Below are 16,771 nucleotides of genomic sequence, written 5' to 3'. Positions count from 1 at the left end.
TCCGGATTAGTTGGCCCAACGCAGTTGCGTGGGCAGCGGTGAAGTCGGTTCGGGTTCGGGCGGGCTGCCAGGCAGCGACAGGACGCGGTTGAGCACTTCGGTTTCCAGGGCTGCCAGTCGATACGAGCCACGGGCGCGCGGTCGAGCGAGGTCCACTTGCAGATCAAGGCCAATGCGGCCTTCTTCGATCAGCAACACGCGATCAGCGATGGCAACCGCCTCGCTGACGTCGTGGGTCACCAACAATACGGTGAAGCCATGCTTTTGCCAGAGGTCTTCGATCAGTTGCTGCATCTCGATCCGGGTCAGGGCATCCAGCGCGCCCAGTGGTTCGTCCAGCAACAACAGGCGAGGTTGATGGATCAGCGCACGGGCCAACGCGACACGTTGCTTCTGACCACCTGACAACGCCGCTGGCCATTCATTGGCACGTTCGGCCAAGCCAACAGCGGCCAAGGCTTCCAACGCTTTGTCACGCCAGTCGCCGCTCAGACCAAGCCCAACGTTGTCGATGATGCGCTTCCACGGCAGCAAACGCGCTTCCTGAAACATCAGTCGGGTGTCTTCCCGCGCATCGGCCAGCGAGGCGTTTCCGGCGAGCAATTGGCCGCTGGTGGGCTGATCAAGCCCTGCAAGCAAGCGCAGCAAGGTGCTTTTGCCGCAACCGCTGCGACCGACCACGGCCACGAATTGCCCGGCCGGAATGTGCAGGTCGATGTCTTTCAAGACTTCACGCGAGCCGAAAGTTTTCTTCAGCTTGCGCACTTGCAGGGGAATCCCGCGCAACAGGTTTGCCGGTTGTTGGAGATTGCTCATCGTGCGCCACCTTTTGCCACTTGATACGCCGGGTGCCAACGCAGGCAGACCCGCTCCAGACCGCGTGCCGCGAGGTCTGCCAATTTGCCAAGCACCGCGTAGAGCACGATTGCCAGGACCACTACATCTGTCTGCAAAAACTCACGGGCGTTCATCGCCAGGTAACCGATGCCGGAGCTGGCCGAGATGGTTTCGGCCACGATCAGCGTCAGCCACATGAAGCCCAAGGCGAATCGCACGCCCACCAGAATCGAAGGCATCGCCCCCGGCAGGATCACGTGACGGAACAAGCCGAAACCTGACAGGCCGTAGCTGCGGGACATTTCCACCAGCGCCGGGTCAATGTTGCGAATGCCGTGGTAAGTGTTCAGGTAAATCGGAAACAGGGTGCCCAGTGCGACCAAAAAAATCTTCGCGCTTTCGTCGATGCCGAACCACAGGATCACCAACGGGATCAGCGCCAGGTGCGGCACGTTACGAATCATCTGTACCGAGCTGTCGAGCAGGCGTTCACCCCATTTCGACAGGCCGGTGATAAAGCCCAGCGTCAGGCCGATGCTGCCGCCGATGGCGAAGCCGATCCCGGCACGCCAGCCACTGATCGCCAAATGGGTCCAGATCTCGCCACTGCGCACCAGCGTCACGCCCGCTTCGATGACCGCGCTTGGCGCAGGCAGGATACGGGTAGAGAGCCAACCGGCGCTGACCGCCAGTTGCCAGATCGCCAGCAACAAGACCGGTAGCAACCAGGGCGCCAGTCTGTGAGTGATTCTTTCCACGCTCATGGAGTTGTCTCCTCTTAATGCCGAGGCTTACTGCGCTTTCGCGACAGCAGCGGGTGGCGTCCAGATCACATCGGCGATGCTGAGCGGTTTGGGGATCAACTTCAGTTGATAGAAGGTGTCGGCAATTTTCTGCTGGGCTGCGACCGTTTCAGGGGTGATGAACAGCGCCCCGTAACCTTGGCGTTTCACCGAGATTTTGGTGATGTCTTCCGGCAGACCGAGCAGCGGCGCGACTTGTTTGGTCACGTCATCGGGGTTCGCCTTGGACCACTCGCCCACCGCACGGACTTCTTCGACCAGCGTTTGAATCACTTTCGGGTGCTGCTGTGCGTAAGGCTTGGTCGCCAGGTAGAACTGGTTGTTGTCGACGATGCCAGTGCCATTGAGCAGGGTGCGTGCTTGCAGCTGTTGTTCGGCGGCGGCCTGGTACGGGTCCCAGATGACCCAGGCATCGACCGCGCCACGCTCGAAAGCGGCACGGGCGTCAGCCGGTGGCAGGTAGACGGTCTGGATATCGCTGTATTTCAGACCCGCCTCTTCCAGCGCACGCACCAGCAGGTAATGCACGTTTGAGCCTTTGTTCAACGCGACTTTTTTGCCCTTGAGGTCTGCCACCGATTTGATCGGCGAATCCTTGGGCACCAGCAGCGCTTCGCTGGTCGGCGCAGGCGGCTCGGAGGCCACGTACAGCAGATCGGCGCCTGCGGCCTGTGCGAACACCGGCGGGGTTTCGCCGGTCACGCCGAAGTCGATAGAACCGACGTTCAGGCCTTCCAGCAACTGAGGGCCACCCGGGAACTCAGTCCATTGCACTTGGACGCCCTGCTCAGCCAGTTTCTTTTCCAGCGAGCCTTTGGCTTTGAGCAGGACCAGCGTGCCGTACTTCTGATAGCCGATGCGCAAGGTATCGGCTTGAGCTTGAGTTAGAACGCCGAAGGACACCGCCGCAGCAAACAGAGCGACCAGGCCTCGACGCAAAATGACAGTGCGCATGGCACGCTCCTTTGCTTGTAGCTTTTAGGTGGCACCTGCTTGTCCGATGGCGGGCAAGTAAGGTGTGGATGGGATTCATTGCCAGCGATTTCGCCAGGACGGTGAAACCATAACAGGGGTTGTTTATTCTCTAAAATCATATTTATTCATTTGGTTAGCACCAAAGTGAATATGAAGACTCTTCCGGACGACACGTACTGCCTGTAGGAGCGAATTCATTCGCGATGCAATGTGCCTGGCGAAAAATGTGCGTCGACGGGACTGGCCATTCGCGAATGAATTCGCTCCCACAGGTCCATCATTTCATCCACAGGAATGGATTCGTGGCCTAAAAAAAAGGGCCGATAAATCGGCCCGAATGTCGTGGTTGAAACAGAATTTCAGCGGTTGGGCTGTGGGGTCAGGCGCAGGTATGGCGTGACAGCCTTATAGCCTTTCGGAAAGCGTTGCTTGATCTCTTCTTCATCTTTGATCGACGGCACGATCACTACGTCATCGCCATCTACCCAGTTCGCAGGGGTCGCGACTTTGTGGCTGTCGGTCAATTGCAGCGAATCGATCACCCGCAGGATTTCATTGAAATTGCGCCCGGTGCTGGCCGGATAAGTGATGGTCAGACGCACTTTTTTGTTCGGGTCGATCACGAACAGGGAGCGCACAGTCAGCGTTTCGCTGGCGTTGGGGTGAATCAAGTCGTACAGGTCAGACACCTTACGGTCGGCGTCGGCCAGGATGGGGAAGTTCACGATCGTGTTCTGGGTCGTGTTGATGTCGTCGATCCATTTCACGTGGGATTCGGCCGAGTCAACGGAGAGCGCAATCGCTTTCACATTGCGCTTTTCGAACTGGTCTTTGAGTTTCGCGGTGAAGCCCAACTCAGTCGTGCACACGGGCGTGAAGTCGGCAGGGTGGGAGAACAACACACCCCACTTGTCACCCAGCCACTCGTGAAACTTGATGCGGCCTTCACTGGAATCCTGTTCGAAGTCGGGGGCGATGTCGCCAAGTTTTAGGCTCATGCAGTCAGCTCCTTTGTTGTGTGTGTTCTGGGGATACTCTGCCTGTGAATTCACGGAAACTGAAAGACCGAGTGGTCATGTCGTACGATTGTTTGGCTATATAAATAAGCACAGACCCTTTATTACAGGCATAAAAAAGCCCCGCCGAAGCGGGGCTCTTTTCAACTGACCCGGCTTATTTGAAAGCGTAGGTGTAGTTGAAGATCAGACGAGTCTGGTCTTGGTCAGCAATGTGGCTGTTCTGTGCGTTGGTGCCCGAGAAGTCGCCACGGTAGTTAGCACGACGCAGGGTAGCGCCGAAGCCTTTGAGTGGGCCTTCCTGGAACACGTAGTCGATACGCATGTCGCGTTCCCACTCGGAGCTGTCGCCCAAGTTGCCACGCTGCGACTTGATGTTGGTACCTTTCAGGTAAGCGAATGCCGCTTTCAGACCTGGAACGCCCAGACGTGCGAAGTCGTAGGAGTATTGACCGAAGTTAGTGGTCTCTCCGGCACGTGCGAACTGGTTGATCATCGAGTCAGTGAACAGGTAGAAGCTGGAACCGCCTTCACCGTCTGGACGGCCACGGCCGTCAGCCACGTTACCGTTGCTCATCCACACGAAGCCGCCGTCGTCGCCCACGTCTTGGTGACCGAGCATCAGAGAGTGGCCACCGAGGGTGTACGTGAACATGGCAGACCAGGTTTTGTTGTCAACTTCGCCAGCGTGCTTGGCATAGCCGCCGTTGTTGTTGAAGACATAGCCGGTTTCGCCGTTCTTGCCGTCGGAGCTGCTGTCGAAGTAACGCAGGTCAGTCTTGAAGGACTGGTCGTCAGCGATTGGCAGGATGTGCACCAGGCCGAAGAAGTTCTGCTTGTAGTAGTCTTCCAGCTCGGAGTGGTAAGCCTGCAAGGTCAGGTCTTTGGTAACTTTGTAGTCGACACCGGCGAAGGTGAAGCTGTTGGAGCCCTTGGTGCCGCCTGCAGTCGCCAGACCGGCGTAGTTGCTGGATGCACGGCTTGCGCCTTGGGTGATCTTACCGGCAGTCAGCGTGAAGTTGTCGATGTCCTTCGACTGGATGATGCCACCCTGAAAGGTCTGCGGCAGCAGACGACCGTCGTTCGCCACCAGAATTGGCAGGTTAGGCTGCAGAGCAGTACCTACTTTCAACTCGGTTTTGGAGATCTTGGCCTTGAAGTTGGCGCCAGTACGCGACCAGTCATCAACCGACGAACCATCGGTGTCAGTCGGGAAGAAGGTGTTCGAGGTGCCAGTGCCGTGGTGAGTGATACCGCCACCCAAGTGAATACCGACCAGGCTCTGTACATCCAGACCGAAACCAACGGTGCCTGGGGTGTAGCCAGAGATGAAGCTGAAGATCAGACCTTCCGCAGTTTCACGCTGGTCGGATGCCTTGGCGGCGCCGAACTGCTCGCGGTTGTCGTTTTCGAAATACATGGTGCGGGAACTGACTGTGGCTTTGCTGTCTTCAAAAAAACCAGCTGCACCAGCCTGAGTGGCCATTACACCTACGGATACGGCCAAGGCCAGGGTGGACTTCTTCATTGTGTATCGCTCCTCTTGAATCTAATTTTTGTAGTTCCTTGGTATCGAGACCGAAGGCTCAAGACCGCGGATGCGCGATTAGCGCTGGACCTGACTCGGCGAGTCAATGGCCCCAAGACTAATTGACTAGACCGCGTTAACAGCTGGCTGCAAGGTAAGGGAAATCCTTTAAACCTAAAAAGACTTTGTAGACCTGCTTTTATGCCGCGCAGTTATATGTCACAAGTCGTTTCAGCCGTCCGTTGCGGAGTGTATCGGCGTCTTTACCTAATTCCCAAAAAATATTTACATCCCGTTCGTCAGATCGATTGGTTTCTGCACATCGTACGACCGGAACTCGACTGCCCAGTCATGGTCTCCGTGCGAAACAGGATGAGAATAAGGTAGATAAGCCGTTGAAAATAAAGACCTTGATAACCACGTAGACGCAATTGTTACAGTTGTCACCGTGCTATCTGTCTAATTTTTTTAATATTGCGTCTCTGACTCGTCAGTTAACAGGCACACCTGCCGCCTGGCGCGCCACAAGATCACTGATCGCCCTTCCCCGAGGTTTCAGCCGGATGCAGGCAAGCGCTCAGCAGCTTCCTTCAGACGAGCGGGCAGATCGTATTTACAGAATGTGACATTTCGATGAACGGTCAAAGTGTATCCGCATCTTTTCCGAATTTCGCTGTCCGGAGTCAGCACAGGCTCTACTTTCCTCTCTAAGCTCATGCCAAAAGGTTATTTACTTGGCGTTTCTTAGATCATTTACGCTTCGCCTCATTCAGTCCCTCGGTCTGCCTTGATCCGGAGCCTCACCATGAAACTGCTCAAACCCCTTCGCTTGTTGGCGGCCCTGTCGCTGGCCGGTTCTGCCCTGCTCGCCCAGGCTGCGGATTTCACAGTCGCTTACCAGACCACCGTGGACCCCGCCAAAGTCGCTCAGGCCGATGGCGCTTATGAAAAAGCCACTGGCTCGAAAATCTCCTGGCGCAAATTCGATAACGGCGCCGACGTGATCACGGCGATTGCGTCGGGCGATGTGCAGATTGGCTACCTCGGCTCCAGCCCGCTGACGGCAGCGGCGACGCGCAAGGTTCCAGTGGAAACCTTCCTGATTGCCACACAGATCGGCGCCGCCGAAGCGCTGGTGGCGCGCAATGGCGCAGGCATCACCAGCCCACAGGATCTGGTCGGGAAGAAGATCGCCGTCCCATTCGTGTCCACCGGGCACTACAGCCTGTTGGCAGCGCTGAAGCACTGGAACATCGACCCAACGAAAGTGACCATCCTGAACCTTGCGCCACCGGCCATCGCCGCCGCCTGGAAACGCGGTGACATCGATGCCACGTACGTATGGGACCCGGCGCTGGGCGTCGCCAAGGAAACCGGCAAGGTGCTGATCACCTCCGGCGAACTGGCCAAAATTGGCGCACCGACCTTCGACGCCTGGATCGTGCGCAAGGACTTCGCCGACAAGCATCCTGAAATCGTCAAAGCCTTCGCCAAGACCACCCTCGACGCCTACGCCGATTACCGCAAAGACCCGGCTGCCTGGATCGCCAACGCCAGCAACGTTGACAAGCTGGTGAAGCTGTCCGGCGCCAAAGCCACTGACATTCCAGGCCTGCTGGAAGGCAACGTCTACCCGCTGGCGGCAGATCAGGCAAAAGAGCTGGGCGTACCGACCACCGAAGCCATTGGCAAGACCGCTGCCTTCCTGAAAGAGCAAGGCAAAGTCGATGCGGTGCTGGCGGATTACACGCCGTATGTCAGCGCGAAGTTCGTGACCCAGTAACGCACATAACCCTGTAGGAGCCGGCTTGCTGGCGAAAGTGTTGGGGCAGTCAGCCCATGAGGTGCTGGTACACCGCGTTCGCCAGCAAGCCGGCTCCTACAGAAGTGCGCCGTTCCGGCAACACGGATGCAACCTCAAAACGAACACCTATCTAAAGAAGCGGAGTCATCGCCATGGCCTTGTTAAAGCTGGAGCGCATCTGCGCACAGTATCCCGGTGCGGCCGAGCCGGTACTGTCCGACATTTCCCTGAGCCTCGGCCCGCAACAGTTGCTGGTGGCCCTCGGCCCTTCCGGCAGCGGCAAGACTTCGTTGTTGAACCTGATCGCAGGCTTCGTCGAGCCAAGCGCCGGTCGCATTACCCTCGACAACGTTCCGGTCAAAGGCCCGAGCGCGGAACGTGGCGTGGTGTTTCAGGACGACGCCTTGCTGCCCTGGCAGGACGTACTCGCCAACGTTGCGTTCGGACTGGAGCTGGCAGGCGTTCCTCGCACACAACGTGATGCAAAGGCCCGAGAAATGCTGGCGCTGGTCGATCTGGCCGGGTTTGAAGATCGCCGCATTTGGCAATTGTCAGGCGGGCAGAAGCAACGCGTCGGCCTGGCCCGCGCATTGGCTGCCGACCCACGGGTCTTGCTGATGGACGAGCCGTTCGGTGCGCTGGATGCCTTCACCCGTGAACAGATGCAGGAGCTGTTGCTGCAAGTCTGGCAGCGCAGCGCCAAACCGGTGTTTCTGATCACTCACGACATCGAAGAAGCCGTCTTCCTCGCCACCGACCTGATCCTGTTGGCGCCGAATCCGGGGCAAATCGTCGAGCACCTCAAGCTCGACTTCGGCCAGCGCTACAGCGCAGGCGAATCGGCACGGGCGATCAAGTCCGATCCCCGTTTTATCGAAACCCGCGAACACGTGTTGGCTCGGGTGTTTTCTCAACGTCAGGCCATTCAGGAGCAACGGGCATGAGCAAATACCAATCCCCGCCGCTGGCCGATGCCCTCACACCGACGTCGCTTCCTGCGAAAGCGGGAGCGCGGCGCCTTCACATCAGCACACGCGCCATCAGCGTGCTGACACTGGTCGCACTGCTCGCCGCCTGGTGGGTGGTCACGGCATTCGAATGGGTCGAGCCGCTGTTCCTGCCGCCCCCTTCTGCCGTGCTGGAAAAAGCCTGGTTGCTGATGACCAAAGGCTACATGGAGTCCACCCTCTGGCAGCACCTCGGCGCCAGCTTGCAGCGCATCGGGCTGGGTCTGGTGTTCGCAGTGCTAACGGCGATTCCCGTCGGCATTGCCATCGGCCATAACCGTATCGCGCAGGGCATTTTCGACCCGCTGATCGAGTTCTACCGCCCGATCCCGCCGCTGGCGTATCTGCCGTTGATCGTGATCTGGTGCGGCATCGGCGAGTTCTCCAAAGTGCTGCTGATCTACCTGGCGATCTTCGCGCCGATTGCCATCGCCACGGCCACCGGCGTGCGCACCGTGGACAGCGCCAAACTGCGTGCCGCGCAGTCGTTGGGTGCCACGCGCTGGCAGCTGATTCGGCATGTAATTTTGCCCAGCGCCCTGCCCGACATCCTCACCGGCGTGCGCATCGGGCTGGGGGTGGGCTGGTCAACGCTGGTCGCCGCCGAGCTGATCGCGGCCACCAGCGGTCTGGGTTTCATGGTCCAGTCCGCTGCGCAATTCCTGGTCACGGATGTCGTGGTACTGGGGATTCTGGTGATCGCGTTCATCGCATTCGCTCTGGAAATGGGCTTGCGCGCGCTGCAACGCAAACTGGTGCCGTGGCAAGGCCAGAATCATTGACCGCTGACATAAACAGACACTGACTACGCCGACACTTCGGCGCACATTGTGAGAACCCGCATGAGCCTTCACATCACCCCTATCAGTTCAGCATTGGGCGCGCAGATCAGCGGCGTCGACCTGAGCCGGGACCTGACCGCCGATCAACGGGACGCCATCGAGCAGGCGCTGCTCGACCATCAGGTGCTGTTTTTCCGCGAGCAGCCGATCACGCCTCAACAACAGGTGCGTTTCGCCTCGTTGTTCGGCGACCTGCACGTGCACCCAATCTACCCCAACGTGGCCGAGCAGCCCGAAATCATGGTGCTCGACACGGCGCTGACTGACGTGCGCGACAACGCCATCTGGCACACCGACGTGACCTTCTTGCCGACGCCCGCCCTCGGTGCTGTCCTGAGCGCGAAGCAATTACCCGCCTACGGCGGCGACACTCTCTGGGCCAGTGGCATTGCAGCGTTTGAAGCGCTGTCCAGGCCGCTGCAAACGTTGCTCGATGGGCTGACGGCTACTCACGATTTCACCCGATCCTTTCCTGTGGAACGCTTCGGCAGCACAGTCGAGGACCTCGCCCGCTGGGAAGAAACCCGCCGCAAGAACCCGCCGCTGTCGCACCCGGTGATCCGCACGCACCCGGTCAGCGGGCGCAAGGCGCTGTTCGTCAACGACGGCTTCACCACGCGCATCAACGAGCTGGAAGCGGCGGAAAGCGAGGCGATTCTGAAACTGCTGTTCGCCCACACCACGCGTCCCGAGTTCACCCTTCGCTGGCGCTGGCAAGAAAACGACATCGCCATGTGGGACAACCGCGTAACGCAACACTACGCCGTGGACGATTACCGCCCCCAGCGCAGGGTGATGCATCGGGCGACGATTCTTGGAGACGCGCCGTTCTGACCGGCGATGTACCACCCTGTGTGACACGCCGGAGGTTACGGCGGCAGCGAAGGCGGTGGTCCACGCACACACAGACCCAGTGGACCACCGCAAACTCGATGATCAGCCCTCTTCAAACCCCACGCGGTAGGTCAGCTCACGAATCAGCGCCGTTTCCTGAGCCTCATACGCTTCCTTCAACGCCGCGTACTCCGCACCCAACTCGTCAATCGTCTGGCCAGGAAAGCGATCCGGCAGCGCGACGACCTGTGCCAGATAATCCTCTTTCAGCACCTCAAAGCGCTCGGCATAGGCCTCTCGCAAGTATTCAACCCAAAAGTCACGTTGGGCCGCGTAACGCATGAACGCCTCACCGTGTTCGCCTTGCTGCACTCGCGCGAGCGCGGCATCCAGCTCACCGGGCGGATGCTGGCGTGTACCTGATACAGCATGTTGCTCGGGGGGAGCGGCAAGTCCAACTCAGAAGCCCAACGCAAGCGATACGCCAGGCGCACTTCGGCCTCATCACGTCCGCCCGCTTGTTCCCGGGCGACTGCATCGAGCTCATGCAATCGATATAAACGCCGAGTCAGCCGATACAACGATTGCCCGCGCAACTCGGCAGGCACGTTGCTCAGCGATTGCTCGATGAACATCTGGATTTCGATCTGGTTGAACACTAGCCAGGCACCGTCGTGGCAAGTCTGGAATCCCGTTTCAGGCTGCACCAGCGCCTCCTCGGCGATGCCGTTGTACAGCAGCCGGCTTTCCAGACGCTGATCCGCCACGTCGAGCACCCGCCATACCCGCTCGGAGAAGCCCACCCGCGTCTGCGCGTTGCGATAGGGCGCTGATTGGGTCAGGCGACCAATCAGCGCCATCAGGTTTGGTGCGTCTTCACGTGCCTCGACACGCTGCCAGAGCTCTCTGTGGGTCTGATTTTCATCGACCGATCCCAGCAGCCATTGCTCGACGTCTGGCGTCTCTTCCGGCGGAGGAGGCTCAGGGCTGTGTAAACCACCGGAAGAGTCCGAGTCCGATTCATAGTCGTCGGAATCCGAGTCGTGACGTTCCGGGGACAAATTGAGGATGTCATCGGGCAAATCCATCGCGAAGGTATAAGAGCCGTGATAGCGCTCCGAGACATGAGCCCTACGCATCGTTTCATGGGTCAGCGGATTGCCGCGCAAGGCGATTTCGGTCTGCCCAATGTCGTTGCGCGGGTTCTGGAGAATCCGTCCCGGCAGCTCGCTCAGTTGGTTGTTATCCAACGTCAGCCCTTCCATCGGCAACAGCCCGTCAACCCAGTCAGGCCACTGCGTCAGGCCGGTGTTGTCCAGGGAAAGCCAAGTCAGACGGCCTCGCATCGCGGAAACATCGGAGATCGCGCCCAGTACGTTTCCACTCAGATCCAGCGCATTGAGATGAGGTAGCCTCGCAAGAAACGTCATGATCTGCTGATCGATAAGACGGCCCTGATCCCGGATGCTCAAGGTGTTCAGTTGCGGCAGGCGCGACAATACGGACGGCAGCGCCGGCATGGGCTCCACGGCCCCGGTCAACTCCAGATTCGTCAGTTGTGGGAAGCGCGTCAGAAATCGATTCAGCTCAGCCTCGCTGGCCCCGACCCGGATCAATTGCAGGCTGCGCACACGCACGTCAAAGAACGCTGGCAGTTGTACAGGAAAGTCCGCCAACGCAATGCCCTGGAGGGTCAAAACCGTCTGCGTCTGGCCTTCACCGTAGAGGCGCGAGAACTCCAGCACAGTTTCGCCGATGGCGCGCCGAACCTCTAGAGTCTCTTCGTTCAAAGACTGATTCGAACCAGAGGCCTGCGTCCAGCTGTCTATGGCTTCTTGCAGCTGCACCCGTTCTTGCCGCATTAACGCGATTTGAGCGGCCAGCTGAGGCGGGACGTCGATGTGAAACTGGAACCGGCTGAGCGGCCCTTCATTCAGACGAATCCGTGTGAGCGTCAGGCGTGACAGCGCGTTACCCTGCAATGACAGCGAGGTCCTCTGGTCGGTCGTGGTCTGAACGCCGAGCACATCCCAAGGCACTTCCGTCATGCGATTATTGCGCAACGACAGCTCGGTGATCGTCGAAGTCGCCAACCCGTCGAGCCAGGCAGGCCAATGATTCAGCCCAATGTTATCTAGTGTCAGGTGGCGCAACGGCAAACTGGCCAGGTTGGTGGGCGGGATGAAGCTGACTGTATTTCCGCTCAGGTCCAGTGATTCCAGATGTTCGAGCCGACTCAGAGATTGCACCTCCAACAAACTGATCGAGAGGCTCTGATTGATCAGTCTCAAGCTACGCAGCGCCGGAAAGCATTGGGCGATCAGATAGGGCAGTTGATACACCAGAGGCTCACTTCCCGAGAGCGCAGCGTTCGTGCGGCTGATCTCAAGTTCGGTGGTCTCAGGGAAGCGAATCATGAAAGCCTCCAACGCCAAACGCTGATCCACAGCACGGGACACTGGCTGGGGCGCCGCCGCGACGGGCCTGTTAATAGCGACGTCGATCAGGTCCAGGCGAGTGACTCGCTGGGTAAAAAAGTCAGGCAGCGCAGGTGGAAAATCGCTCAACACCACGTTTTGCAAACGCAAGGCCGAAGGGTTCGGAGCGGCTTCCGGCAAGGCCGTGTCGGCCCACTGCCGCCAGATCGCCTCATGAATACGCGTCCTGCTGAGTTGCCGCTCCTCCAGTTCAAGCATCGACGTCGAACCGTCACCCCAAGCGTTGAGACTGACATCCAGCGCAATACGCTCGTCCAGCGCTTGAATCAGCCGTTGGTGAATCTGCTGGCGATTAAGCCCGGCGCCTTCCAGCATCGTCAGGCGCTGTTCGGCAGAAACGTCAGCGCTCATCAACCCGATGGATCGAATAAGGTCCAGCAGCGTGTCTCGGGCGATAAAACCCTGCATCGCTCCTCTGCCGCTCAAAGGGTAGCCCAGTCGCCCGTCCGCCAGCCGCATCGGCGAGGGCCGTCCCGGTACGACAGGCTGCATCTTCAGCAATCTGCGCAAGGCAGGCCGGGGCAACATCGAGCCGTTTTGAATTGCAAGCTTGAGCTTGGGGCCATCCCACGTGCCAGGAAAGCCCAGCGCAACCCGCTGTGCGTCAGGTAGCGCATGCAGAACGGAGACATAAAAGTCACTGCGACCATGCAACTCCAGACCCTGTTCGTCATAGGGTTGAAAGCCATCCGCATGCCGAACCAGGACCTTGCGAAGCGTCGAGTCCACAGGCCCGATGGCATCCAGCAGCGGGCCAGCCAATCGCTGATCACGCACCTCCAGACGAAGCGTCGATGGCCAGCCGGGCAGGCGCTCAAGAGAATGAAGGATCAGGGTATCGCTGTCGGGATTGCTCACCGATTCGAGGTACAGCCCTTCGTACGCGCGCGTCAGCCTGACTTGCTGCTGGTAGACGCGAATCTCCTCGGCTACGCGCAAGGGTACCTGGCCGTTCGCCAATGCCACACGCTCGGAGGCTGATGCAGCGCGGACCACTTCGTCGGCGAGTGTCGCTGGGAATTCGGGATAGCGTCGGGTGATCACGACCGCTTCGGCTTCCTGCGCGGAGTTTGATGCGCGGTAACGCGACGCGAATTCTGCTGCGCGGTTGAAACCGGCCTCACCTTGCGACTCACGCCGTACGTCAGCGTCCAACTGGAAACGGCTCATCGTGTCTTCGAGCGGGGCCGGTGGGCGCTGATGCTCCGCCAGCACTCCGCGCAGTACGGTTTCATGAGTGTCGCTGACCTGCAGAATGCGCCGCGCCGTGACGTCGGAAAACGCTTCAGTGGCATGCCCCAGTCGCCGAAACAGCTTCAGCCCTTCCCACTCCAACGGCCGATCCGCCGGGTGCAACCAGGCACCTGCGCCATTGCTGCGCAGCGGGGGTTCATAGCTGATGGCTTTCGTCGGATGTTCGATCCGCAACAGCTCATTCGCGGACGACGTTTTCACGGAAAACATCTTACCGTCGAGAGAAAGCCACGTTTTGTTCTGGTAGTGATAGACCCCGTAAGCGTCAGGCTTCAGCCCGGCGGGCAATACGATATCGTGGGCGAAAGGCGTGATATCAGGCTTCCAGAGGCGCGTCTCGCCGTTCGGCAATTCGACCTCTTCGAGTTCTTCGATAAACGACGGTGTCTCGACGGTAAGGGTTTCAACCGCAGGTGTACCGCTGCCATGAGCAGCGCCCAACGCCGCCATCAGCGCCACGTTTTCGGCGACATCCATGAGGCAGCGCCAGCCCTGTTCCCACTCGCCGCGCGTCCAGCTGTCCACGCCTTCGAAAACCTCCGCCCCCAACTGTGCGGCCGCCACCGCCATCATCACAGCGCCCACCGGCGGAACGACAAAACCCACAGCGTTCAGCGCCTGTAACGCGATGGTCTCGAAATAGTGAACACGCTGGTCGAAGGTTTTTTGATCCTCGACAGCTGTGGGCACCGCGTGAAACAACGCGTCGTCCTTGAGGATCGCGGCTTTTTGCTCAGTGATGGCCTTAAGCAAACCCACCTTGATTTCACCCTCACGCAGGTGCAGCTTCGCGTTGAGATCAACCTGCGGCTCGTACCAGCCTCTGTCTTTGTTCCACACGACTGGGCGCAGGCACTTCTCCAGCTTGGCGAACAGCGCTGCTTGATGACGAGCAGGAACGAACCGCTGGAAGAACGCCGAGTAGCCTTCCATCAACAGCCTGTCGCGCAGGGCGCTGGTGAACGCAGCGCTGGACGCGTATTCCTTCAGCGGGCAGACCGGGTCATTCGGGATGTACACCACGACACTCTGCACGGAGTCTGCGTATTCACGGGCTTTGCCAATGGCCACGATGCCCGTCAGTTCGATGTCCCACAGGCGTAGGAAACTGCAGGTCACCGGCTTGCCATCGGTGCTGACGCTTGTCCCGTTTTCAGCGACCTCCAGCAACGGGCCGTAAAGGCTGTGGCTGATCTGACCTTGCATGAAGGCCAGATGCACTTGAATTCTGAGCGCTGACGCTTCAACGCGCTTGAGCAAACCTCGGCGGTTGAACGCGGCGGCATCCGGTGCATCGCCGGGGTCGGAAACCGGGTTCAAAAACGCGCTGACTTTTTTCTGATACTCGCCTCCGAGGTCCAGCTCGCGGCACAGAGTCGCGAAGGCTTCAGGGGCGATGGACAGTTGCGTTCCGGTCAGCGCCAGCCCCTCTACCGGGTAACGGTCATAGAGAGCCGCTTTCTGCCGCGCATCCAGATCCATCCCGCCCGGGGCGGCCTCCCAGGACTCGAAATTCTGTAAGGCAGCGTGCAGCAGCGTTTGCGTCGCCGCCTTGAGGGACTTCTGATACTCAATCAGCGGGTCTTTGGACGCTCCTGCGAAGGAGTCGTCAACGCTGATTCGGCGAGCGTGAAACAGCCAGGTTTCGCGAACATCCACTTCCAGCCCGAACCGCTCTTTGATCGCCGCTTCAAGGACGGGCTTGGCGAATGCCTCAAGGGATGGAAAATCACTCAACACCTGATTGAGTTCTGCCTCCCTTGAGAGGTGCAGCACATAGTCGTCCCGCAACGTGTTGACGACGGCGGGCATGGATTGTCGGGCCTGTTCAAACCAGGAGAGTCGCGTGGCGCCTGCTTTGCGCAATGTGCGGTGAAGGTCCGTCGAGGCACTGGCCAGCCATTCGGGGACTTTGTTCTGTAGGGTTTTCAATTGCTGAGACATCGATAAAGCCCTGAAACTTTTATGGAATTTCTGAGCGTATTCAGAAAAGGCCCCATAAAAAGCGCAAAAACCTGATAGCAATCAGGGGGCTTTACGGCACATTTGGAATGGATAAAAGCGTTAAATATTACCTGTCACGGGGTTTCCCATGATTCAGGGTTGGGGGCGGGCAGCAATCGCTCACCCCGCGAGGTCGTGCATCACTTTGGCTCCTCAACGTTCGAAAATGCGCGAATAGCGTGCAAAAACGATCAAGAAATAATCAAACCCGAAAGCCCATTCGATACGCAATGAACCGTATCGACCATTCCCATCCAGGGGTAATGGGCCTGAAAACAGGGGTCTCGCGGTTATTTAGAAAATTCCTACAGATATTTCTCAGAACTGGCACGCGCTCTGCAATAGGTTAAGCATCACCAGTTTTGGGGACCTTGGTACAGGCAGGCCGGGGATTCCCCTCTTTTATTCCTCTCGGAGACTGACCTCCAGTCTCCAGCGCCCGTCCTCAGTTGCGCCGTGCCACTCACCGCGCAACGGACGGGCCGCCAGCAGGTTCAGCAACAACCCCTTGTCACTCTTTTGAACTCTCCAACGCACATCACGCCCGTTGAGCTTCAACTCGCCCCGCTGCGCATCGCCTTTGGCGTTGAAGAGCAAGGCCACAGCGCCGTCGATGATCTCGCCATGCAACTGCGGCTCGCGGTTGAACCACACCGCCACACCCGTGGGCAATATTTCGACGCGTTGCAGCTCAATCGGGTCTGGCGTGGTCACGCGACCGATCATCAACCCGACCATCACGCCAAATATCGCGATAGACCCCAAAAACCGCCGCCATAGCTTCGGTCTCGGGTCTTCTTCAGGGGTAGAATGCATCCCGTCCTTTTGTTCGGAGCCGTGCATGTTTCACGTGATCCTTTTTCAACCAGAAATTCCGCCGAATACCGGCAACGTCATCAGGCTGTGCGCCAACAGTGGCTGCAACCTGCATTTGATCGAGCCGCTGGGCTTCGAGCTGGATGACAAACGCCTACGCCGCGCGGGCCTTGACTATCACGAGTACGCTAGGCTGCACCGCCACGCCGATCTGGCCAGTTGCCTTGAAAGCATCGGCCAGCCGCGCCTGTTCGCTTTTACCACAAAGGGCTCGCGGCCTTTCCATGACGTGGCGTTTCAGGAAGGCGATGCCTTCCTGTTCGGCCCGGAAAGCCGGGGATTACCGCCAGAAGTGCTGGACCCGCTGACCACCGAGCAACGCCTGCGTCTGCCGATGCGTCCCGATAGCCGCAGTCTGAACCTGTCCAACACCGTGGCCATCGCGGTGTACGAGGGCTGGCGGCAGTTGGGGTTTAAATAACCCGCTCCTACAGGTGATCTGCGCATGCCGTACGATCTCCAATAAAAAAGCGCCCATCACAGGCGCTTTTTT

13 protein-coding genes are annotated in these 16,771 nt (G+C 58.9%); 5 read left to right on the top strand and 8 right to left on the bottom strand.

The genetic code is table 11. From position 1 onward, the window contains the following. Positions 1–6 precede the first annotated feature (6 nt). The 5 genes from ssuB to ACIQAL_RS13620 form a co-directional block, all read right to left on the bottom strand. Complete coding sequence (ssuB, locus tag ACIQAL_RS13640; RefSeq protein ID WP_166594241.1) at positions 7–816, bottom strand: aliphatic sulfonates ABC transporter ATP-binding protein; 810 nt, start codon at positions 814–816, stop codon at positions 7–9. After that, positions 813–1,601, bottom strand: coding sequence for an aliphatic sulfonate ABC transporter permease SsuC (gene ssuC, locus ACIQAL_RS13635; RefSeq protein ID WP_166594240.1), 789 nt, complete (start codon positions 1,599–1,601; stop codon positions 813–815). Before ssuC ends, ssuB begins: the two co-directional genes overlap by 4 nt. A 27-nt stretch (positions 1,602–1,628) precedes the next feature. Next, the gene (locus ACIQAL_RS13630; protein ID WP_401146069.1) at positions 1,629–2,594 is read right to left on the bottom strand and encodes a sulfonate ABC transporter substrate-binding protein; all 966 of its coding nucleotides are present in this window, start codon (positions 2,592–2,594) and stop codon (positions 1,629–1,631) included. Between the two features lie 380 nt (positions 2,595–2,974). Beyond that, the gene (locus ACIQAL_RS13625; RefSeq protein ID WP_401146067.1) at positions 2,975–3,613 is read right to left on the bottom strand and encodes a peroxiredoxin; all 639 of its coding nucleotides are present in this window, start codon (positions 3,611–3,613) and stop codon (positions 2,975–2,977) included. 175 nt (positions 3,614–3,788) lie between these two features. Beyond that, on the bottom strand, positions 3,789–5,159 hold the full coding sequence (locus tag ACIQAL_RS13620) for an OprD family outer membrane porin (protein WP_166594237.1): 1,371 nt from the start codon (positions 5,157–5,159) through the stop codon (positions 3,789–3,791). Between the two features lie 805 nt (positions 5,160–5,964). On the opposite strand from ACIQAL_RS13620, the gene tauA reads away from it, so the two are divergent. The 4 genes from tauA to tauD all read left to right on the top strand — a co-directional run bounded on the left by tauA (position 5,965) and on the right by tauD (position 9,646). Continuing rightward, positions 5,965–6,942, top strand: coding sequence for a taurine ABC transporter substrate-binding protein (tauA, locus tag ACIQAL_RS13615; protein ID WP_401146064.1), 978 nt, complete (start codon positions 5,965–5,967; stop codon positions 6,940–6,942). Positions 6,943–7,115: 173 nt separating this feature from the next. Further along, positions 7,116–7,907: a taurine ABC transporter ATP-binding subunit gene (gene tauB, locus ACIQAL_RS13610; protein WP_401146062.1), complete on the top strand. Its 792-nt coding sequence runs from the start codon at positions 7,116–7,118 to the stop codon at positions 7,905–7,907. A gap of 20 nt (positions 7,908–7,927) precedes the next feature. Further along, the gene (gene tauC, locus ACIQAL_RS13605; RefSeq protein WP_401146232.1) at positions 7,928–8,752 is read left to right on the top strand and encodes a taurine ABC transporter permease TauC; all 825 of its coding nucleotides are present in this window, start codon (positions 7,928–7,930) and stop codon (positions 8,750–8,752) included. 60 nt (positions 8,753–8,812) lie between these two features. Further along, positions 8,813–9,646 (top strand): taurine dioxygenase, encoded by an 834-nt coding sequence (gene tauD / locus ACIQAL_RS13600; protein WP_401146059.1) that lies wholly within the window; start codon positions 8,813–8,815, stop codon positions 9,644–9,646. A 102-nt stretch (positions 9,647–9,748) separates the two neighbouring features. Here the strand turns inward: tauD and ACIQAL_RS13595 are convergent, their stop codons facing one another. The 3 genes from ACIQAL_RS13595 to ACIQAL_RS13585 all read right to left on the bottom strand — a co-directional run bounded on the left by ACIQAL_RS13595 (position 9,749) and on the right by ACIQAL_RS13585 (position 16,245). Then, complete coding sequence (locus ACIQAL_RS13595) at positions 9,749–9,988, bottom strand: hypothetical protein (protein WP_401146056.1); 240 nt, start codon at positions 9,986–9,988, stop codon at positions 9,749–9,751. Next, positions 9,913–15,342, bottom strand: coding sequence for a dermonecrotic toxin domain-containing protein (locus ACIQAL_RS13590; protein WP_401146052.1), 5,430 nt, complete (start codon positions 15,340–15,342; stop codon positions 9,913–9,915). Before ACIQAL_RS13590 ends, ACIQAL_RS13595 begins: the two co-directional genes overlap by 76 nt. 462 nt (positions 15,343–15,804) lie before the next feature. Further along, positions 15,805–16,245, bottom strand: a complete 441-nt coding sequence (locus tag ACIQAL_RS13585) for a hypothetical protein (RefSeq protein WP_401146050.1) — start codon at positions 16,243–16,245, stop codon at positions 15,805–15,807. On the opposite strand from ACIQAL_RS13585, the gene trmL reads away from it, so the two are divergent. After that, positions 16,244–16,699 (top strand): tRNA (uridine(34)/cytosine(34)/5-carboxymethylaminomethyluridine(34)-2'-O)-methyltransferase TrmL, encoded by a 456-nt coding sequence (gene trmL, locus ACIQAL_RS13580; protein WP_401146048.1) that lies wholly within the window; start codon positions 16,244–16,246, stop codon positions 16,697–16,699. The genes ACIQAL_RS13585 and trmL overlap by 2 nt on opposite strands. The last annotated feature ends 72 nt before the right edge of the window (positions 16,700–16,771 follow it).

The organism is Pseudomonas sp. NPDC088368, from assembly GCF_044753445.1.
In the GTDB taxonomy this organism is placed as follows: domain Bacteria; phylum Pseudomonadota; class Gammaproteobacteria; order Pseudomonadales; family Pseudomonadaceae; genus Aquipseudomonas; species Aquipseudomonas bambusae.
The sequence above is the reverse complement of the archived record's forward strand: the minus strand, read 5'-3'. Positions and strand labels throughout refer to the sequence as shown.